This window comes from Enterobacter sp. CRENT-193 (assembly GCF_002787395.1).
Classification (GTDB): domain Bacteria; phylum Pseudomonadota; class Gammaproteobacteria; order Enterobacterales; family Enterobacteriaceae; genus Enterobacter; species Enterobacter hormaechei_C.
The window spans coordinates 2,765,632-2,783,773 of record NZ_CP024812.1 but is presented as its reverse complement, the minus strand read 5'-3'; the positions used below and the strand labels follow the sequence as shown (position 1 = coordinate 2,783,773).

Sequence of the window (18,142 nt, the reverse complement as noted above, 5' to 3'; positions counted from 1 at the left end):
CGGCGCGAGGCCGGGTGTTGTTTGTTGGGATGGGGCTTATTCGTAGATGGCGTCGCTGTATTCTGCGACGGTCAGAGATACCGTGTTATCTGTGTTCGGTTTGATGCTGTTGACCGTCCATAGCTGACTGTCCAGTTCCTCCACGGTCGCAATGAGGTAGCGCGACGGAAGCTGCACAGTGTCTCCGTTCCAGATATTGAGCTGAATGTTGGGGATAGCCGCGGTGAATCCGTACTTCGTGTCGCTACGGGCGGTGGCCGGATAGCGCAGACTTGGGTTACCCAGGCTGTCGGTAACCAGCACATACATCGAGCCGGTAAACGTGATCGGCTCGCTGGTATCGAAGTCATTCCCGGAGCGGCCGGTGACGTAACCACCCTGCTGGTTGCTGTCGTAGATGTCTGGCATCTGAATGACGCTACCGACCTGGATAATGCCGTCCTCAAACACTTTGGCGTTCATCTTCACGCGCGAGTAGATCAGGCGTTTGGTTTCGCGTAATGCGCGCTCCCGGGCCTGATACTCGTTACGGAAGCCGACTATCTCCAACTTATTCGGGTTTTCCGCTTCCTGCTCGACGATGGCGCCGTTCAGCACGCGGTAGTTGATGTACGTCTTATTGTTCGTGGTCGGGTGGACGTAGGGCACCTGTACGCCGTCGTAGCCGCCAGGAAGTGTGGCCTCGTACGTCATTTTGTAATCGTCCGTCTTCATGTTGGCCCGGTTGAATACGGCCGCCGGGTAATCAACTTTCTGATCTCGGGTGAATGTCAGCACGCCGTCGTCCCAGTACGCCACAACAGACGCCGCATTGCAGATCGCCTGCACACGGTCGCCCAGCGAGTCGTTCTCGTCATCAAACGTGTAGTCGAAGTAACCCAGGCGCTCATCAGGCAGGCTTTCGGCGATCGAGTACAGCCCGTACAGGTCAATGCTGCTTACCGGCTGCTCACCCATGATGAGCCAGGTGTGAGCCACCGCATCAGCGAACGAGCGCGACGGCCTCAGGGTGTAATCCACCATCTGCGTGTCCAGGTCGTACGTAATGGTATGGCGCGTCACCAGGGCGTTATATTTGCGCTCACGGCTCCCCAGGGCATTCTCGGTCGCCCGGACTTTTACGCGCACCAGCGTGTCGGTCGGGTGAACGACGTTTGTCCTGATGTTGATGCTGTGGATCTCTTCAACCTTGAGCAGTGACGCGTCACCGGAGTTATCCGTGCGCTGGAAACTGACCGCATACTTTCCAAATCCGCCGGTCGGAGTGATTTTGTCGGTTCGGTAGAAGACTTCGCTGGTCGACTGGTGCGGCGTCGTCTGCCGGTACGTAAACGTCTGCTGCGTACCCGGGACCTGGTTGTAGTCGTCGTCGATTTTCCAGATGACAACCTTCCAGTTGGTCTCTTTCTTCCCGCCGAGGCTGGACTGTGTATGCAGCCACAGCTGAGTTGACTCGACCGGGGAAAAGAACGGCCCAACCACCAGCGCCTCGTTATCGTTAAGGATGAATTTCGTGGTGTTGATCGTGGCATTCGCCGGGATGTCCTGCGGTCCTTCGAGCTGGTTCATCGTAAACGTGTACCAGCGCACCGGGTTAACCACTGCACCGTCGTTTGTTTCAACGGCGGAAATCAGCGTGCCGGAGAATGTAGCATCGGTAGTCACGTTGCCGGAGGCCGTGCTGTACGTCACATTGATGGTGAAGGTCACCGCGTGCGGCAGCACCAGCCCCATGAAATAGTCGAACTCAGCTTGTTTCACGATTTTCATCGCTATCTGGCCGCCGGAATACGTTCCGCTGACCACCGTGTTTGCCGTTGCTGTTTCTATAGGGAAGTCGCTGGCTTCGTTCTGCCCGGGGACCTCCTGCCCGTCGACGTCATCGAACCCGTATCCCTCGACGATCTGCGGGATAACTTCTCCTGGCTGGAAAAACTGGAATTCGGCACCGGCCAGAGAGCCCAGGCTCGATTCTGAGTAGCGCACAGACTCGTAATCGTATTTGCCGATCCCGATGCACATCCATTCAGTGACGTACTTCAGGCCGCCGTCTGTGGAAGTCTGGTGTACATATTCGAATACCGACTCCTGAATCAGATCCGGGAACGAACGAATCTGGCCATAGATATCCGGCTTGGCCTTGTAAACGCGAGCGGTATTTGTCTGACCGGTCAGGCTATTGTTGGGCGAGTCGACGGTATTACCGCCGTTGTTCGCTATAGCTGGCTTCGGCGCCAGGAACGAAAATACCTGGCCCACCACTTTAAAGATCGGGCTCAGGATGTCGTCGACAATGCCCTTTGGCTGGTCGAATATCTGGATGTGGTCCAGCTCGCTCAGTTCAAACGCCAGCTCATCATCGTCTCCCAGCTTTACGCCGTTGCGGACGATCAGCAGGTCGCGGTGAAAAGTAGCGTCATTGGCCGCCAGCCAGTCATAAAAAAGGGTGCCGTTTGGCACCCTGCAACGCAGCTTAGGCGTTCCTGGAAAATTCGATATCTCAACCAGCGCCATATTCGAAAAACTCCACTTTGGTGAATGCCCGCTGAATGACCAGCAACGAGTCCATGCGCACGCTTCCGTTCTCTCCACGCGAGTGTAGCGCCTGCCGGTTCAGTACCAGGCCAACGTGTGCCGGTTGCGTGCCGCGGTACCCGACGAATATCCCGCCCTCGACCGGTTTATCGACCTTGCGCCAGAAAACGACGTCTCCCTGATAGCAGGTGAAGAAATCTTCCCCGGCTTCGTAACCTGGCGTCTGGTGCAGCTCAATGTCGAGCACATGTCGGTAATACAGCACAACCAGCCCCCAGCAATCAGTCTTTACGAATGAGCAGGCGCGGTTAGACCACGGCACGCCGATCATCCTGCTGATAAAATCAGAGGTACTGAAGCCCCGTGTATTCGACTGGATCATATGGTTGGCCAATGTTGTTATTTAGCGGGTTTGTCATTGATAAAGTAACTGATGCGTTATCTGAAACAACATCGACAGTTTTTACAAATAATGTCCAATTCTTCATTGGCGTAGAGGTATCAACTCTATCGAAAACCTGACGAGTTGCCGTGATAGGCGACAGCCTGGAAACACCACTCCACTTCTTCATCAGCGTTTTGATATCTGAAGACAGTCGCCCAAGCTTCACCGTTGCGTCGATTACCGGAGTTCCGCTCTGCTGGCTCTCTTCGATTTCAAACCGCGCAGGCGTGTACGTCTGGCCGCCAAGCGTCTTCGGGAAGAACTGTTTGTCGACGAGGCGGACGTAACCAAAGGAGGGGTGATAGAACGTGATGGTGTTGTAACAGCCGCTAATCGGGCGCTTCTGATTATATTCACGATATGAAGGCATCAGGGAATCCTCGGAAGACTTTCTGGATCGCGTCCGTCCGGATAGCCAGTCACCACGATATCAAGCACTGAAGGCCACGGCGGCGGCAGCTCAACAATTACGTCGTCAAACTCGTCGTCAGCGTTGTACAGATGGTTGGCAATAACGGTTCCTGTCCATGTCACCACCCCGCCGTCGATACTGGTTTGCACCGGCATCTGCGTGAAGTGAAGCTCTTGCAACTGGAGACCACTGCCGCCCAGATTGATATTCATCCTGAACCAGTTCAGGCCCCGGTTGAGATAGTTTGGGCTGCGTAGCCACTGCTGGAATGCTCGTTCCTCAGCCAAGGTGAAAATCCACGTCAGGGACCAGGTCACTTTCAGGTCGTCAGTAAGGTTCTGGAAGATAGCCGGGCCGACCGCTGGCTGATCGGTCTGGAACCCGGTATCGAGCGTCATGTTTTTGCTGGCCTTCTGCGCCAGCGGTAGCCAGTCGGGATAGTCGATAATTGGCATCAGCCCTGCCCCCTTGGCGTGCGTTTAACATTCATGTTGCTGGTTATGGCGTTACTGATTGGCCCGCCGTTGTTCAGGTCAGCGACAATTACATCCACAGTCACTCCACCATTAGCATCCGTACCAGCCTGCGCATCGACCGAGGATGACGTGTAGTTCTGAATGTTGATTACCACCCCACCACCTCCACCGGCTGTCATTTCTTTATTGCTGATCACCCTGCCGTTGTCGCCCGGTATCATGTACTGCTTACCGGTGCTGGCCTGGTAAATCTCTGGCATGCCACCTTCGCCGACCTGATACATCCCACCAGCCGAGACAGGCCCGCCGTTTTTACGTTTTCCTGACAGTGCCAGGATGCCAGCCATCGCACCAAGACCAATAGCCACTGCACCGCCGAATGAAGCCACGGAGGACATGATGGCCGCCGGAGTCCATGCCGCCGTAGTAGCCGCAGCCGCAGCCGTCGAAGTCGCTGTCGTGGTTGCGATGCCTGCCGCCTGTGCGGTGGTGGATGCTGCAACCGCCGCGGTAGTGGCCGTCTGGCCCATAATGGCCGACTTAACCCACTCGACGCCCATCTGCACAAAAGTGTTTACTAGGCTATTTAAAACAGTTCTTCCTAAAGATTTAGCTGCCTCTTCAGCGTCCATGCTTTTGGTGATAAGACCAGTCAGAGTGTTAGAGGCATTATTGCCGAATGCGGTAAATGCCGCCGCTGCTGCCTGAGTGGCCGCGTTCTGTTGCGCCCATTCTTCCCACATTGCAGCGTTACGCTGATCACGATACTGCTGCTCAATAGCGGCACGCGCTGCCTCAGCCTCCCCGATCTTCTGCGGGTAAAGCTGGGCGTAAAGCTGGATGTCAGCAATGTCTTTCTGATACTGGCTATCCAGCCCGGCAGTTTTGCTGGTTTTACCCTGGATGGTACTGAACTTATTTGCAGCCTCTGTGCGCTCCCGTTCAGCCTTGGCCTGCTCACGCAATGCGTTGGCATTGTCCCAGGCTTTTCCTGCCAGTTGCCCGGCCAGCAGAACTTGTTCCTGCGTGGCTGTGTTACCGAGAGACTGTTGCGCATTAAGCACGGCCTGCGCTCTGGACAGTTCACCAACACTGCCAGCCGACAGCTCGGCCTTGTGCCTCAGTTCATCCAGCTTTTGATTAACAGATTCTTGAGCTTTGGCGTATTGCTCAGCTTCTTTCTGTGCCGCAGACTTTCCGCCCTTCGCTTTAGAACCACCTGTAGTGGCAGTGGCTTTTATTTCGATAGGTTTAGTGGCTGCGGCTGTTTTCTGAACCGCATCCCAACCGGCGCGAGAGGCCTTCTCCCACGCTTCAGCTGTAAGTTGCGCGGATTTCTCCTCGTTCTCTTTCTGCCAGTCACCAAAGCCAAGCCAACTCCATGTTCTCGCTCGCTTGGCGTACATTTCGGCTTCAGAGCGCAGATCTGCTATTTGCTGACTGGCGGTAGCGGCCTGCCCAGTAAGCCTGCCAATGGCAACAGCAAGAGAATCGATAACCAGAACCATCCCGTTGCTTGCCCCTGTAGCCTGGTTAATATTATCAACCATGGTCAGGAAAGAGTTGGTGAGAGCGGTATTCGCCTGGGAAAGAGTGCGCGGGAGTTTCTCGAATTCTGCGTTCACTGAGCCGGTTTGCTTCTGAATGGCGTTCAGAGCATCTTCTGCCGTCAGTTTCCCGTCCAGCATCAGTTGACGCAGTTCGCCGATACTTACGCCCATCCCGGCGGCGATCTGCCGCGCCAGTTCCGGCATTTGCTCAAGGATGGAGTTGAACTCCTCCGCCCGAACCGTACCGGATGAAATTGACTGGCCGAACTGACGAAGAGCATTCGCCATTTCTTCGGAAGAGGATCCGCCAATGCGACCTATTTTCTGAAGTGTTTCGGTGAGCTGGATGATCTGGCCGTTCGTCGCGCCGGTATCGCGCAACGCCGTGCTGAGAGTCTCCCACAGCTTCGCTGTATCCTGTAGCGAACCACCCGTTGCCGAACTGATGCGCATCAGACTCTGCATAGTCTGCGAGGCTGTCGCTGCGCTACTAGTGAGCCTCTCTATACGCGCGTTGAGCTGGCTCATGTTGTCAGCAGCAACGAGAAACGCCTTACCCCAGTCAACTACGAGTGAGGCGGCAATTGCCCCGGCGACTCGGTTGATGTTCGTCTGCAACTCATCCATCTTTTTGGCTGCATTGGTCGCCGAGTTGCCGATGGAGTCGAGCGACTTATTGGCCTTTCCCTGGGCCTTGAGCAAGCCAGATACATCGGCCTCGATGTCGTAATAAATCTCGCCTGCTTTCTCAGACATCAGTTTTCTCCGGGCATAAAAAAACCCACCGAGTGGTGGGTTAGTTATTCGTGTCGTTTATTGGCATCGTTCTGTGTAGGCCGGTGGTGGAGGCGTATCTTTCGAACTGAGGAAGTGATCACCAAGGGTGTAGTCGACGCCTTTTGAGAACATCCCCTTCGATTTCATTTTCAGCTCAACAAAGAAAGGATGGAACCCTGCATAGGCACCGAAACCGTTCTTTCCGTTAATTTCCCCGCAAACAACAGCATTAACATGACCGTCATCGGCATCTGTCATCTTCACGACTTTCACGTTACGGAATTGTGCGCTGTCAGGATCCAGTAGATTGGCGGACACTTCAGATTGTGCCAGCGAAATTGCCTTCTCCTCGCCCGGCTTGCAGCCAGCCAGAACCAGTGGAATCACCAAAGCCAACAGTATTTTTTTCACTCTTATCCCCTGAGTTTTATTGTCGAGCCATATTACGCCCGGTCAGGCGATTAAGGTACATCCATTATTAACTCAGGCCGCTTTCTTTGCTGATTTTTCGCGCTCAATCATTTCCTGCCAGCGGCGATCGTCATCGTCCATAACAGCGTCATACTCTTCCCTGGTGAAGCCCTTCTGGTCAGGGTATTTGGCGTTAAGCATCATGGCAAACTCGGTCATAGTAAGGTTTTCAGCCTCTTCTCTGCTGATCCCGAAATGGTTTCGCGCCGCCATGATGTATTCAGTCGCATGAAACTCCGGCGTCGTTTCCTTGCTTTCGTGCTTCTGCAACTTACGAACCTTCGCCCGTCCGATAACGCCATGCATGATCAGCGACTGAGCTATCAGAATCAGGTTCTCAGGCGGAAGCGCGCCGCGGTGCCATACAAATGTGCGCCTGCCAGTACGTGAAATCTCATGCCAGCCTGTCAGCTCAGAAACGTCCTCGTCACAGCAGGACTGAATGACGTTAATAGCCGAGAGCAATGCCTCACGCACAAACGCGGCAGAGCCTGCTGCATCAAGTGCCCAGCGTGGCAGCGAAACGTCACCGAAATAATGGGCGTAAAATCTGCGCTGATGCTCTGGTATCGCACTGTGAATTTCGCGCGCCGCCTCAAGCATCTTTGCCACATCGTCATTGAACAGTGCATAGAAAGTGCGAACGATATGTTCTGGCTCGCCGATCCGAGTCATGTTACGGAACGATGGCCGGAAGAAGTATTCACGGCCGCCAGCACCAATCAGGCACTCTCCAATTTCTTTCAAAGGGGTCATATCGCTCTCCATAACCAGTATCAAGGGCAGCACGCCGCCCTTTGTAGTGATTACGGCGCGGCAGTCACGGTCACAGCACAGGTGTCGGTGAAATCACCGTCAGCAGTGGTAGCCGTAATAGTCGCGGTGCCCTCGGCTACTGCTGTCACCAGGCCGGTTGAACTGACAGTGGCTATGGAAGGTGCCGAAGTGGTCCAGGTGATCGCTTTGTTAGTCGCATCTGTTGGCTGAACCGCGCCGCTCAGTTGCTGGGTTGCGCCAACGACCAGAGAAGCAGTTGCGGGTGTAACCTCAACGCCAGTGGCCGCGATAGAATCAGCTACCTCAAACACAACAGTGTCAGCGTCGTAGACCTTCCACTCGCCGGAGAAGGTGGAGATATCGTTAGTACCGAAATCACCAGACCATGACGTGGTGTTCATGTAGCCCTGGATGTATGTGCCAGCATCTTCGCCAGCAAAATCAAATCTAACCCACAGAGTCGGCTGTCGACCGGCTTGCAATTCATCGAAGATGTATTTGCCCATTCTCCAGGCGCCAATTTCTGTACTTTTGTCCCTCTTGCGAGCCTCGCCTTCACCAGAAATTGTAATGTCCATGTTATTGACCAGGTTCTCAACCAACGCCTTGGAATCATCAGCCTCGGAATTAATTGTGTTCATCGAATAATCAAAACCCTTGGTCGTCATAGCGCCGAGACGCTTCCATTCAGAAAGCGCTGGCACTGCGTCGGGGCAGCCATAGGCCATGCGTAGCACAGCTACTTTCCCGATCAGCTTGCCAAAATCATTAGCACAGCCTTGCATGTGTACCTCTCAAATAAAAAAGGCCGCCGGATGGCAGCCTGATGGGTTGGTGATTGGGTTATTCGCCGTAGACGCACATGAACTGGAGCCGGAAGACCAGGCGGCCCTCTTCGGTCAGGATAGGTGCAGGCACATTTCCGAGGTTTTGAATCAGGCCAAGGCATTCGTCGGTAATGTCGTTCTGTTCGACATAATTGATAATCTCCTGAGCCTTCTCAGCGGCTGCGCGGCGCTTGTCCTTAGCGGAGATGACATCCACCAGCACGTAGTGGTCAGATCCGAGGTCATTTCGGATGTCGGTACCACCGTTAGGACGGAACACGATGAATGCGTCGGTTAACTTGGCTGTATCGTCCCAAGCCAGCATCTGAACAATGAAGCCAGTGGTAAGCCCGGCATCAACGAAGTAGTTACGCACGCGCTCGTACATGGCTGGTGTCATACTGAAAGCTCCTTGCGCATTACGGCATCAATCTGGCTGCGAGTGTCTTCAAAGCCTTTAGTGAGGAACTCTTTCTGCGCAGTTGCGCGGCGGAAGGTTTGCGGCACGTTCGGATCGTGAACGAAAACAGCGTAGTTCGCGGTGTATCCAACTCGCCCTGTCAGTCGAACGCCGTTGTTAATCAACTCCCGATACTGGCTATTAAGCAGCGTTGAGGTATCGATCGGCGTATAAAGTGCGGCCTGTGAGCTGCCGATTATCATCGCTGACTGTAATGCCCGGACAACTTTGCGCCCTTTCACGTCGTTGATAATGAGGTTTAGCCCGGCTTTCGACTGCTTAACGCCGCGTACTTTGATGCCCATGGCTACACTCCAGTCAGGATGGCGTAATCATCCGCCAGTCGTTCAAACGTGTCGGCATAGCGAATAACCTGCCGCACCTCGTCGGCACCAGCCACAACCGGGTCGGCTTCCGTCGATACGCCAATCAGCAGGTAATCACCCGCAGCCGCCAGCGCGAACTCCGTCCAGATAGTATTCTTCACGACGATTTCGGCGCCCAGGCTGGCTAACTTTTTGCTGAGTCCGCCCTCGTAATCACAGAGAATTTGCTCAGGCACGGCATAGCCCAGCGGGTCGCCGTATTCGTCATTGCCTTCCAGCTTTCGCCAGATGGTCGCCGTGGCGGTATAGCTCCAGTTCGCTACCGATGACATCAGCCCTCCTTCCAGCGCAGCACCTTCGCGCCAGTCGCCCGGATGCGCGGGCAGTTGATGAACCACTCGCCATCCGATTTCACGTAGCCGGTTGTCTCCCGCCCGGTGTCGGTCATCACCCAGACGCGGGTGAACGAGCGCGGAAGACCGTGCTTAACTGATTTGTACATCATCAGCAGCCCCCGACCACCATGAACAGGCCGACGCTGTTACCAGCGCTGATCGGCAAGTCACCGGTGCATCCGCTGGTATCGAGCCGGGCCAGTGAGTCGCGAAGCCAGGTGATGCTGTCGTCGCCATATTCAAACGAGCGGGACGCACCAGACGGTGCACCCTGCGATTTGATGCGGCGCGCACCGGAAGACGTAGCCATCAGCGCTGCTGAGTACATCAGGATCAACTTCGCGGTGCACTCGTCATACCCCGCGCCATCAAGGCACGGGATAATCTTGTTTACCACGCAGAGGATCGGATCCAACAGCGCCCCCGGGATGGAGTAACCCAATTCACCGAGGAACGCCTGCACGTCTGCCGCTGTGATTGGGTCAGCCATGGTTATTTCGCCTTCTTGATAGCTTCTGCCAGTGCTGCTTCGGCTTCGTCAGCGCGTTTTGTTTCTGCTGCCAGCGCGTCGGCATGAGCCTTGTCTTTAGCTTCACCATCGGCGATTAGCTTTTGGTTCTGCTCCAGTGCGTCGGCGAGTTGCTTTTGAAGGGCCGTCAGATCTGCCGCAGGAGCGGAAGGAGTAGCCACTTCGAAGGTAAGCTTCTCGCCTTTCTTCTTGTCGGTCTCCTTCGCCTTGCCAGTGCTGATCCAGCGCTCAGCTGTTGCATCGTCCACATCCACCACTGAACCAACCTCCAGCTTGCGGAGGTTGGCACCGGCGTGCAGGTTGCTTGTCACGATTTCTACCAGTGCCATGATTTATCCTTAGCTTGATGCGTGAATTACGGAGTATTTGTTGTTGATGTCCTGCTTGACCATCAACCCCATTGCACCCCAGGTGCGCCAGATGTAGTCGCTGTTGTACTCCGGCCGCGGAGATGCAACGGTACCGATAGCCTGGCCGACGATTGGAGCGATGACGCCTGCACTCAGTGGAACGATGACGATTTCGTTACCTGTGAGCTGGCTGTCTTCTTTAATCGCTGCAACACCGGTCAGTTTCAGGATTTCATCCATGATCGTGCCGGACTGGAAGTTGTCGGAGAAGTAGCGTTCCAGGTTGGAGATGATTTCACCGGATACGTACCAGGTCTGCTCTGCATACTGGTTGTTCACGCGGCGCATCTGATCACGCAGTGCGATTGCGCCAGCGCGGATGTCCTGAGACGTTGCTGTGCCAGAGGTAAAATCGATGTTCAGGCCTGAAGCGCCAAGGTCGATCTGCGCTACGCGCTCATCGTCACGCAACCCTTTCCAGGTCAGACCGTCAAACACTGCGAAGTTGCCAGCTTTGTCGCGGAAGCCGTTGAAGATGTAGTCAACGTAACGACGCTGAACGTCTTCAACCGAACCACGCTGCGCATCAGCCTGCGACTGCAATGCCTGCGGGCTGTTGAAGATTGGATCACGCCATTCGAACTTAAAGCCCGAGTCGTGGATAGGCACCATGGTGCCATCGAAGGAATAGCTACGAGCATCGAGTGCCGCGCCGACCTGTCCGGACATGGAGGTGTGAGCCCAGCCGCGGCCACCGGTACGAGCGTAGTCGTAACGAGACTGTTCGATTCGAACGGAGCGAGAAAGCGGCATTAGATCGTTCAGCAGAGTGAACTCGGTATTCGGCTCGAACTGCTGAAGAACAGTTGTGTCGAAAGCGCGATACAGGCGACGAATATCGTCAACTGCGTTCACCGCATCGAGATAAGGAGCGTTTTCTGCATCGCCACGGAACTGAGTGCGCGCCAAGAAATCCGCTGCTGCCTGAGCACTGGCGTTTCGCTCAATTTCAAGAGCGCGCCATTGCGCCTGATTTACCGCGAGGTTACCGGTCTTTTCACCGATAGACTTGGAGAATACAAACATATCCGCTCCTTATTTAATTACGACACGAAGCAGATCGCCTGCCGCCGTTGTGTATGATTTATCTTCCTCGACGTAGCAGCGAACCGACTCGTCGCCAGCAGCCACTTTGACTCGGCCGTTTGCAATCGAGAGCGCTTGCCCCTTCGTGTAGGTACCGGCTGCTGCACGAACGTTTAAGAACATGCCCGGCAGAGGCTGAATACCTACGACAAGCTCGCCAGCAGGGATAGCGTCGTCCACTGACAGGCAGCGCAGATAGTCTTTGTTGGCCACATACAGAATTGCAGCCTCATTGCCATCCACAGAGGCAGTGAACTTGTCCGCTGCACTGAAGAAGCCAATGGTACCCGGCGGAGTAGATGCCGCGGCCGCGCCTTCACGGTTAAGCAGCGGATTAGGGAACACGCCGCCGGCGTGGATGATATGCTTTCCGTCTTTAGCCATTTTTTACTCCGGCATTTCGCTGACTGATTGGGTGTTAGTAGCCTGATGGCGGAATGCACCGTTCAGGCCAAAAGATGTCTGGCACTTGGCATACATGGCGTCGAGCGCCTTACCATCCAGATCTGAGACTTCTTCATCGCTCATGTTCATCGCCAGCTTCACAGCCGCGCGCTTTTCGCCTTTCTCTTTGTCGGCGTTCGCGTTCAGGCTGTTGAAAACGACGTCCACGCGATCGGCGAGTGTTTTCGCCCACGCTGGCATCTCTTCGCTGTTGGTGGTCTGCTCTTTATCCTTCTTGTCATCCGCCTCTTTCTTCTCACGTGCGGACTTCTCTTCAGGCGTTTCTTCTTTGCTGTCGGCGTTTTCTGCCAGCATCTGGTTGTATGCGTCCATCAGTTCGGCATCGGTTTTACCGTCAACCGATTTACCTTTGGCCTTCAGCGCATTAACGATGAGCTCTTTCATCGGGTCTGTTTCCTTCTGGGTTGAATCGCTGTTGGCGCCGAAAAACGCCTTTAGCTGGTTGAAAAATGATTTGAAAGCGGGGTCTTGCGAGTCTGGGTTATTGGACTCTTCGAGATTGACGACCTCGATTTCAAGTTCGTCACCTTCGGCGTTTACGAAGATGCCCACGCCCTCCTCCGGCGTACCGGCGCCAGGCTCATCGAGCAGCACAGCAACATGGTCAAACATCATGTTTGTGGCAATCTCGTTGTACTTCTTGCCCTTCGATTCGCCGTTGGCGGCGATACCTGAATAGAGCAGGCCTGTGGAGATGTGGATCGGGTCAGAGTTGGTGCCGGCCAGCATCTCATCCAGGCGGTTGATCAGGCGCTTGCCCTTGTCGCTCGACTCGGCGTACTGGCGGTTAACGTACATGTCGCCCGTAACCTTCCCGTCTTTGTGGCTGACGTTCTGTAGCCAGGCGCCGACGTGGTATTCGTTCACCGCCCTGACATCGCGCGCCGATACATGCTTGCCGTCCACTTTTGGGTGGCCCAGCGGCATCGGGTTACGTTCAAGCGTGTTGTAGGCCTTTTCGATTTCTGCTGCCGGGTACAACTTCCGGTTCATCACGATATCGTCCACGACAGGCGTGATGCCGCGAACCACGATATGTGGCTTGCCGTCGATGGTTTCAGTGGTGATGTTTGAAGCGGAGTTGACGACGGTCAGCACGTTAACGCGGTTGCGCTTCATGCTGGGTCCTCGTTAGTGGATTTCAGGCAATAAAAACCCAGCACTATGGCTGGGTCGCTAATGGTTTAGGTTGCTCTGAAACTTACTTGTAGTTAATTTACCCGATTGAATGCGGTAATGATTACTGCGTCAGGCATTACCATTCTTTGTTTGGCTATTTCTTTTGCTGTATTCATAAAGAAAACATCCGGCTCCAATCCTTCAGGATCGGCTACAACTGTCGATCCTGTAAGGTAGACCTGTCCATTTTTCAAGATTTGGTAAGCTACAAAATATTTGTTAAGCATGACTACCTCTATCGCTCTGAATGAACGGTTATTATGCCCCTTCTTTCCAGCTTATCCTCTCTTTTTTTAGCTTATCCGCCAGCCCCTCGTTGAAGATGCTGCCGTCGTCGTTGAGCAGCACCGGAATCTGGCTGCAATAGCAGTTGTACCGGTTGCCATTCTCAGCGTAGAAGTCGCGTACCTCTTCTGTGGTGTAGACCTTTCCGTGACGGCTGGCGTGCCAGGTGCGCGTAGTTGGCTTGAGCGCCGACAGCCACAGAAGGCCGGCATTCATCCCCAATCGGTCAGCAGCCCAGTCCGTTTCATTCCACTGAGCCTGCCGCAGCGCGCCGACCTGCTCAGTCTGAGCGATGGTTTTGGCCTTCGACATCGACACATCGAGGCGCTTGCTGATTACGCTGGCCGTCTCGCGAGGATTCACCCCGCGCGCTACCGCATCGGTGATGATGTTTGTCAGGTCGCCGCGGGCGGTGTCGCTGATGACCTTCCAGTCACTGAACGTTGTCAGTCTTGCCGCCGCTATCTGGTTCAGGTAGCCGAGGCTGCTTAAAAGCTGCTGGAGCGTCGTCTGACTGGCGTACGCCTGCGACTGCACCGACAGGTTGGTGAAGGCGTTTAGCGTGCCGCGGTCATATTCCGCAATGACGTAGTCCATCGCCCACAGGTTCTGACTGCCGCCCTCGAGAAGCTCATCATCCAGAATCGACTGCACCACCTGGAGCAGGTCGGCCAGTTCAGCAGCTGTCATGTCATAGATGAACTTACCGGCATTGACCTGATACAGCGAAGGCTCTGCACCTTCGTTGTTGCACATCATCCATGACCGCTGTGCGTTCGCCTCTCGCTGCTGTCCTGTCAGCCTTTGGTCAAAGAGTGCCTTCAGCCTGCGCTTAATGTTCAGATACCGATCTTCGATAACGTTGAACATCCGACTGACCTGCCGCGATGATTGCGTCGGGTCAGCTTTATTGCGCGGTACGATTGGCGTCCCGATTCTGGTTTGCGCTGTCATCATCATCTGTCAGCGGATCCTTATCGGCTTGCTTTACATCAGGGTTAGGTGGCGACACGACCTTGCGAGGCTCCAGCTCACCGACTGCGCGGATTTCGTTTTCATCCACCGCCGGAGTGCCGTATGCCTGCTGTGTGTCTTTCGCCACGACGGCCATTGCCTGCATGTTGGCAATCTTCTCTTTTTCGCTCGGCGCGAGCAGATCAGACCATGCCAGCGTGACCTCTCCGGATGATGGCGGGTCAATTACTCCTACGGTCCAAAAGCGCTCAAGCACGCTCTCGATCACCGTCGACTGGAATCCCCAGCGGCGGCCGTTACAGCGCTTCGCCCAGTCTGTTTTGTCCTCATCGGAAGCAAGTCGCCCCGTCTGCTGACCAAACAGTATGGTGAACGGGCACTGGATCGAAGATGCAAACTCGTTGGCGGCCACTGTCCAAGTCGGGGATGGGTCTGCCGCCGCAACGGAGAGAACAGACGGCGTGCCGGCCTGCATAACCAGGGCCGCATCCGTGCCACGGTTCATCTTGGCGACTTTGTCGTTAAGCGCCTCGCCCAGGTCTTTGTAGCCAGATTCTATGGCTTGCTTTGACAGGTTCGCAATGTTGGTTTCTTTGTCGAACGCAATCCCGAGCTGGCGACTTGCATTCTTCAGGAAACCTTCGGCACTACCACCAGATACCTTTTCGAGGTCGAGAAGTTTGTTGTAACCAGCGCGCAGGAAAGGCACGCCAGAGAGCATGTTCTCGTCTTCTGAGCCTTCGCAGAGAATGATGATTCTCTCTGGGTGCACGGTAACGCCGCGCACCGGGCCATACGTGCCATCATCACCAACTGGCTGCTCGTTGAAGTTGTACGAGATTGGCTGGCCGTACGTTTCTGAAAGCGTGTCTGTATCGAAGTTGCCTGGCTTGATCTGCGATTCCCACGCGGGGATTAGCTTAACGATAGGTCCGCTACCGATATTTCGCAGGGATTTAACCTTCGCCCGATCTACCGGCTCATGCCATTCCCTGCCGTCGCGGAACTGAATGAGCAATGCCGAGTACCGGCCAACAAGATTGCGGCGATCCGCATCCTTAATTTTCGGCCAGTGCTTCTTCAGCAGCTTAGTGGCTGACTTTTCCCAGTCCGTTGTCTCGGTTGACTCCTTACCGTCGTCGCCGTCGATGATCGTCGGGTTATCAACCCAGCACGAATCAAGAAGCTTATGGACTGCGGCAAACGCCACCGCGTTGCGCTCGTATGCCCGGTAGTAGCGGTCGAACTCGAGACTGTTTGGATAGCCAAACTCATCCCACAACTTCGTGCGTTTGGTATTTCCCGGCTGGCCCGCGTACAGCATGCGCTGCCGCCCGATAGCATCAGCAAGGGCATTAACGAGGAACTGCTCCCCGGTGCTTAATTCACTCACTGATGAGCTCCTTAGAAGAATACTGCGCCGACCTGCTTGTGATTGTTCTTCGCTACTGCAAAGTAACGGAAGCCGTCAGCACCGTGTGATGTGAAGTCATGAAGCGGTTTATCTTTCCAGCACCCGCGCTTGTCGTCCCACTCCTTGCGGTAGCCCTCGAGGTGAGATATGCCCTCGGCACACTTCTCCTCATCGAATACACAGGACGGAAGGATTTCGCGCACCGACTCAATGCCAGTGTCTATTCCCACTTTCGGAACCACCTGAAACGTCATGCTGTAAACCTGCCCGTCGATTTCATACCCTTCACGGGCAAGTTCTCTGCGGGATTTGGCGTCAGCACCGAATTCACGGTTATCGATGTCGTGCGGACCCCAGTGCTCACCGTACTCATAACCCCTATCCTTCAGCACCTTCATGTAGTGCCTCAGCCCCTCTCCGGAGTTTTCGTAGTAGTCGATGATGTGGAATTCTTCGCCGACCTCGCGAACGAACCAGATCGCCGTGGAGTCCCCCACGCCGATATCCCAGAACGTGTGCACCGGGAGGTGTGAGTTATCCGGGATTTGGCCGATCCGCTTATTGGTGTAGAGCCAGCGGAATTGCTTGGCGTAGTACGCGCCCTCGACCGACTGCTGGAACGCCTCAGCCGGAATGGTCGGGTATTCGCGCTTCATATCGTCGCCGAGAGTTTTCTCTTTGGCGTAGTACCAGGCTTTCTGGCGCTCATTGACGACTACGCCGTGCTTCGCTTCCATCTCTGCGAAGTATTCCAGCAGGCGCACCGGCAGAGGTTCGACCGGGTCGATTGCGTACTGTGGGTTCTTCCACCAGGAGAAGAAGAAAAACTTCCAGTCCAGCGCGGATAAGGGTTTGCCCTGTAGCAACGCCTTCTCTGCCGTCTGGCAGTAATCAAAGAAGTAACCCGCCCGTCCCTCTGCCGTGCTCTCGATAGTAGCGAAGCATCCCGTCGATACCGCCTCAAACGCACCAGTGACGATCTCACGGGCTTTGTCCGGATACTTGGCGCATATCTTTCCAAACTCGGAAACGTGAAGGTAGCGCAGCGTACCACCACGAAACGACGTACTGACGTATAGCGAGCCGCCCTTCTTAAAGACCAGCTCACCAGACGAGTCATTGCTCGCCGGGTTGGCCGCCTTTATCTCTGCTGGCAGCTTGTCGTATGCGTACTTCACCTTTTCTCGGAACAAACGCTTTGCGTCATTCAGCGTGTGGGCAATCAGGGCGCACTTCGCCGACTCGAACAGAGCCGCGTCGAGCTGGATGATGCACACCTCAGTGGTGAAACCGAGCTGTCGAGCTTTCAGGATGATGTTTCGGGTGTGGATCCCCTCGAAGTATTCCCGCTGCTCAGGCGTCATCCTGAAGCGCGTTGGCTTTCCCTCTTTGTCGGTGATCCAGTAGAGATTGTTAAGCCGCCAGTCTTTGTCGGCCAGCAGCTTGAGGTGCTCAGGTTTCATTACGCCCCCTGAGACAGTGAATCCATCAGGTCAGATATTGAATCAACTACGTGCTCTGTTTTCACCTGCTCACGGAATGCCTGGACATCGATGTGCTTACCAATCAGCTCAAGGTTCTTCACCTTATCAGGCCACTTAATCTTCTTGAGCAGTGCGGCGGTGTTTCCCTCGGCTGACATCTCAACGACATCCAGCCCCGATAGCGTTGTCCTCCAGACCTTCGGCCACTGAGAAACCGGCTTCAACTCTCCGGTCGAGGTCAGGATATCCAGCACGTCCATCTGGTCAATCTCAACGAGACGATTCAGGACGTATGTCGCATTTATACCAACCAGATCATTGCGTTGCGCTTTAAGTTCGGCAATTCTGGACTGGATGTCAGGTTTTGACAGGTTTTCGGACGCGGTGCGGTTAGCTGTCTTTGCGCTGTACCCCGCCCGAATAGCCGCTTGCGTGGCGTTTAAATCGATGAGGTACTCGCGACAGAACATTTCTTGCTTGTCGGTGAGTGCCATGTTTATTCCAAGTTAAAAGGAGTTTATATGTCTACAGAATCACTTCTTGATGCGATGCTAAAACATGATCGTTTTCATAATCAAAATGCGATGGTTCCAGGAATAGCCCAAAGAGCAGTTGATAATGGGTACGACAGCCTAACCGCAAAGCAACAGGCTGTTTTAGACCCTTTCTTAACCGAGAAATGTGATGGAGTAACCAACCCGGGAGGACATCATAACGACTGCCAAGTCATCCTTGAGGGTGACGATCTCGAAAGTGCTATTGAAAATGAAATGTATTATGGAGGGCTGCTATGCCCTTCATGCGTCGACGAGAAGGAGCATTACAAGGCTGAATGGGAAAGAATTCAGCGCGAGTAATTCATAA

The 18,142-nt window shown here is 54.6% G+C and carries 22 protein-coding genes and 1 pseudogene; 1 reads left to right on the top strand and 22 read right to left on the bottom strand.

Annotation, left to right across the window (positions count from 1 at the left end; all coding sequences use genetic code 11):
- Positions 1-36: 36 nt before the first annotated feature.
- The 22 genes and pseudogenes from CU081_RS13925 to CU081_RS13820 form a co-directional block, all read right to left on the bottom strand.
- A complete protein-coding gene (locus tag CU081_RS13925; RefSeq protein ID WP_047724443.1) occupies positions 37-2,514 on the bottom strand; it encodes a host specificity factor TipJ family phage tail protein in 2,478 nt (825 codons plus the stop codon).
- Positions 2,501-2,866, bottom strand: coding sequence for an NlpC/P60 family protein (locus CU081_RS13920; protein WP_047724445.1), 366 nt, complete (start codon positions 2,864-2,866; stop codon positions 2,501-2,503). The genes CU081_RS13925 and CU081_RS13920 overlap by 14 nt, the downstream gene beginning before the upstream one ends.
- A 13-nt stretch (positions 2,867-2,879) precedes the next feature.
- Positions 2,880-3,350 (bottom strand): hypothetical protein, encoded by a 471-nt coding sequence (locus CU081_RS13915; RefSeq protein ID WP_015571561.1) that lies wholly within the window; start codon positions 3,348-3,350, stop codon positions 2,880-2,882.
- A complete protein-coding gene (locus tag CU081_RS13910; protein ID WP_047724447.1) occupies positions 3,350-3,847 on the bottom strand; it encodes a hypothetical protein in 498 nt (165 codons plus the stop codon). The genes CU081_RS13915 and CU081_RS13910 overlap by 1 nt, the downstream gene beginning before the upstream one ends.
- Positions 3,847-6,174: a tape measure protein gene (locus CU081_RS13905; RefSeq protein WP_047724448.1), complete on the bottom strand. Its 2,328-nt coding sequence runs from the start codon at positions 6,172-6,174 to the stop codon at positions 3,847-3,849. Before CU081_RS13905 ends, CU081_RS13910 begins: the two co-directional genes overlap by 1 nt.
- A gap of 57 nt (positions 6,175-6,231) precedes the next feature.
- Complete coding sequence (locus CU081_RS13900; RefSeq protein ID WP_032619448.1) at positions 6,232-6,606, bottom strand: membrane lipoprotein lipid attachment site-containing protein; 375 nt, start codon at positions 6,604-6,606, stop codon at positions 6,232-6,234.
- Between the two features lie 72 nt (positions 6,607-6,678).
- A complete protein-coding gene (locus tag CU081_RS13895; protein WP_047724452.1) occupies positions 6,679-7,422 on the bottom strand; it encodes a DUF6246 family protein in 744 nt (247 codons plus the stop codon).
- 50 nt (positions 7,423-7,472) lie between these two features.
- Entirely contained in the window at positions 7,473-8,228 is a 756-nt protein-coding gene (locus CU081_RS13890; protein WP_047724454.1) for an Ig-like domain-containing protein, read from the bottom strand.
- 58 nt (positions 8,229-8,286) lie between these two features.
- On the bottom strand, positions 8,287-8,670 hold the full coding sequence (locus CU081_RS13885; protein ID WP_047724455.1) for a phage tail termination protein: 384 nt from the start codon (positions 8,668-8,670) through the stop codon (positions 8,287-8,289).
- Positions 8,667-9,035: a hypothetical protein gene (locus CU081_RS13880; protein ID WP_047724457.1), complete on the bottom strand. Its 369-nt coding sequence runs from the start codon at positions 9,033-9,035 to the stop codon at positions 8,667-8,669. Before CU081_RS13880 ends, CU081_RS13885 begins: the two co-directional genes overlap by 4 nt.
- Positions 9,036-9,037: 2 nt before the next feature.
- Positions 9,038-9,388, bottom strand: a complete 351-nt coding sequence (locus CU081_RS13875; RefSeq protein ID WP_047724459.1) for a hypothetical protein — start codon at positions 9,386-9,388, stop codon at positions 9,038-9,040.
- Complete coding sequence (locus CU081_RS13870) at positions 9,388-9,561, bottom strand: hypothetical protein (RefSeq protein WP_047724461.1); 174 nt, start codon at positions 9,559-9,561, stop codon at positions 9,388-9,390. The genes CU081_RS13875 and CU081_RS13870 overlap by 1 nt, the downstream gene beginning before the upstream one ends.
- Entirely contained in the window at positions 9,561-9,941 is a 381-nt protein-coding gene (locus CU081_RS13865) for a DUF7370 family protein (RefSeq protein WP_047724463.1), read from the bottom strand. The genes CU081_RS13870 and CU081_RS13865 overlap by 1 nt, the downstream gene beginning before the upstream one ends.
- Positions 9,942-9,943: 2 nt before the next feature.
- Positions 9,944-10,309, bottom strand: coding sequence for a hypothetical protein (locus CU081_RS13860; protein ID WP_047724465.1), 366 nt, complete (start codon positions 10,307-10,309; stop codon positions 9,944-9,946).
- A gap of 9 nt (positions 10,310-10,318) precedes the next feature.
- Positions 10,319-11,416: a major capsid protein gene (locus tag CU081_RS13855; RefSeq protein ID WP_014884000.1), complete on the bottom strand. Its 1,098-nt coding sequence runs from the start codon at positions 11,414-11,416 to the stop codon at positions 10,319-10,321.
- A 9-nt stretch (positions 11,417-11,425) separates the two neighbouring features.
- Positions 11,426-11,860, bottom strand: coding sequence for a hypothetical protein (locus CU081_RS13850; protein WP_047724469.1), 435 nt, complete (start codon positions 11,858-11,860; stop codon positions 11,426-11,428).
- A gap of 362 nt (positions 11,861-12,222) precedes the next feature.
- Positions 12,223-13,060, bottom strand: a pseudogene (locus CU081_RS13845) (DUF2213 domain-containing protein); the annotation flags it as partial.
- A 92-nt stretch (positions 13,061-13,152) separates the two neighbouring features.
- Complete coding sequence (locus CU081_RS13840) at positions 13,153-13,347, bottom strand: hypothetical protein (RefSeq protein ID WP_044704353.1); 195 nt, start codon at positions 13,345-13,347, stop codon at positions 13,153-13,155.
- Between the two features lie 31 nt (positions 13,348-13,378).
- Positions 13,379-14,359 carry a phage minor head protein gene (locus tag CU081_RS13835; RefSeq protein ID WP_163270229.1) on the bottom strand — a complete coding sequence of 327 codons (981 nt, stop codon included), beginning with the start codon at positions 14,357-14,359 and terminating at the stop codon, positions 13,379-13,381.
- Positions 14,313-15,704 (bottom strand): DUF1073 domain-containing protein, encoded by a 1,392-nt coding sequence (locus CU081_RS13830; protein ID WP_205913759.1) that lies wholly within the window; start codon positions 15,702-15,704, stop codon positions 14,313-14,315. Before CU081_RS13830 ends, CU081_RS13835 begins: the two co-directional genes overlap by 47 nt.
- A gap of 80 nt (positions 15,705-15,784) precedes the next feature.
- A complete protein-coding gene (locus tag CU081_RS13825) occupies positions 15,785-17,257 on the bottom strand; it encodes a terminase (protein WP_044704357.1) in 1,473 nt (490 codons plus the stop codon).
- A complete protein-coding gene (locus CU081_RS13820; protein WP_044704358.1) occupies positions 17,257-17,772 on the bottom strand; it encodes a terminase small subunit in 516 nt (171 codons plus the stop codon). The genes CU081_RS13825 and CU081_RS13820 overlap by 1 nt, the downstream gene beginning before the upstream one ends.
- A gap of 27 nt (positions 17,773-17,799) precedes the next feature.
- Between CU081_RS13820 and CU081_RS13815 the strand changes: the two genes are divergently transcribed.
- Positions 17,800-18,135, top strand: a complete 336-nt coding sequence (locus tag CU081_RS13815; protein ID WP_022651103.1) for a hypothetical protein — start codon at positions 17,800-17,802, stop codon at positions 18,133-18,135.
- Positions 18,136-18,142: the final 7 nt, after the last annotated feature.

Excerpts from the sequence above, each read along its gene's own strand:
- CU081_RS13925 (WP_047724443.1), bottom strand. The coding sequence starts at position 2,514 with ATGGCGCTGGTTGAGATATCGAATTTTCCAGGAACGCCTAAGCTGCGT.
- CU081_RS13920 (WP_047724445.1), bottom strand. The coding sequence starts at position 2,866 with ATGATCGGCGTGCCGTGGTCTAACCGCGCCTGCTCATTCGTAAAGACT.
- CU081_RS13915 (WP_015571561.1), bottom strand. The coding sequence starts at position 3,350 with ATGCCTTCATATCGTGAATATAATCAGAAGCGCCCGATTAGCGGCTGT.
- CU081_RS13910 (WP_047724447.1), bottom strand. The coding sequence starts at position 3,847 with ATGCCAATTATCGACTATCCCGACTGGCTACCGCTGGCGCAGAAGGCC.
- CU081_RS13905 (WP_047724448.1), bottom strand. The coding sequence starts at position 6,174 with ATGTCTGAGAAAGCAGGCGAGATTTATTACGACATCGAGGCCGATGTA.
- CU081_RS13895 (WP_047724452.1), bottom strand. The coding sequence starts at position 7,422 with ATGACCCCTTTGAAAGAAATTGGAGAGTGCCTGATTGGTGCTGGCGGC.
- CU081_RS13890 (WP_047724454.1), bottom strand. The coding sequence starts at position 8,228 with ATGCAAGGCTGTGCTAATGATTTTGGCAAGCTGATCGGGAAAGTAGCT.
- CU081_RS13885 (WP_047724455.1), bottom strand. The coding sequence starts at position 8,670 with ATGACACCAGCCATGTACGAGCGCGTGCGTAACTACTTCGTTGATGCC.
- CU081_RS13880 (WP_047724457.1), bottom strand. The coding sequence starts at position 9,035 with ATGGGCATCAAAGTACGCGGCGTTAAGCAGTCGAAAGCCGGGCTAAAC.
- CU081_RS13875 (WP_047724459.1), bottom strand. The coding sequence starts at position 9,388 with ATGTCATCGGTAGCGAACTGGAGCTATACCGCCACGGCGACCATCTGG.
- CU081_RS13870 (WP_047724461.1), bottom strand. The coding sequence starts at position 9,561 with ATGATGTACAAATCAGTTAAGCACGGTCTTCCGCGCTCGTTCACCCGC.
- CU081_RS13865 (WP_047724463.1), bottom strand. The coding sequence starts at position 9,941 with ATGGCTGACCCAATCACAGCGGCAGACGTGCAGGCGTTCCTCGGTGAA.
- CU081_RS13860 (WP_047724465.1), bottom strand. The coding sequence starts at position 10,309 with ATGGCACTGGTAGAAATCGTGACAAGCAACCTGCACGCCGGTGCCAAC.
- CU081_RS13855 (WP_014884000.1), bottom strand. The coding sequence starts at position 11,416 with ATGTTTGTATTCTCCAAGTCTATCGGTGAAAAGACCGGTAACCTCGCG.
- CU081_RS13850 (WP_047724469.1), bottom strand. The coding sequence starts at position 11,860 with ATGGCTAAAGACGGAAAGCATATCATCCACGCCGGCGGCGTGTTCCCT.
- CU081_RS13840 (WP_044704353.1), bottom strand. The coding sequence starts at position 13,347 with ATGCTTAACAAATATTTTGTAGCTTACCAAATCTTGAAAAATGGACAG.
- CU081_RS13835 (WP_163270229.1), bottom strand. The coding sequence starts at position 14,359 with ATGACAGCGCAAACCAGAATCGGGACGCCAATCGTACCGCGCAATAAA.
- CU081_RS13830 (WP_205913759.1), bottom strand. The coding sequence starts at position 15,704 with ATGCTGTACGCGGGCCAGCCGGGAAATACCAAACGCACGAAGTTGTGG.
- CU081_RS13825 (WP_044704357.1), bottom strand. The coding sequence starts at position 17,257 with ATGAAACCTGAGCACCTCAAGCTGCTGGCCGACAAAGACTGGCGGCTT.
- CU081_RS13820 (WP_044704358.1), bottom strand. The coding sequence starts at position 17,772 with ATGGCACTCACCGACAAGCAAGAAATGTTCTGTCGCGAGTACCTCATC.
- CU081_RS13815 (WP_022651103.1), top strand. The coding sequence starts at position 17,800 with ATGTCTACAGAATCACTTCTTGATGCGATGCTAAAACATGATCGTTTT.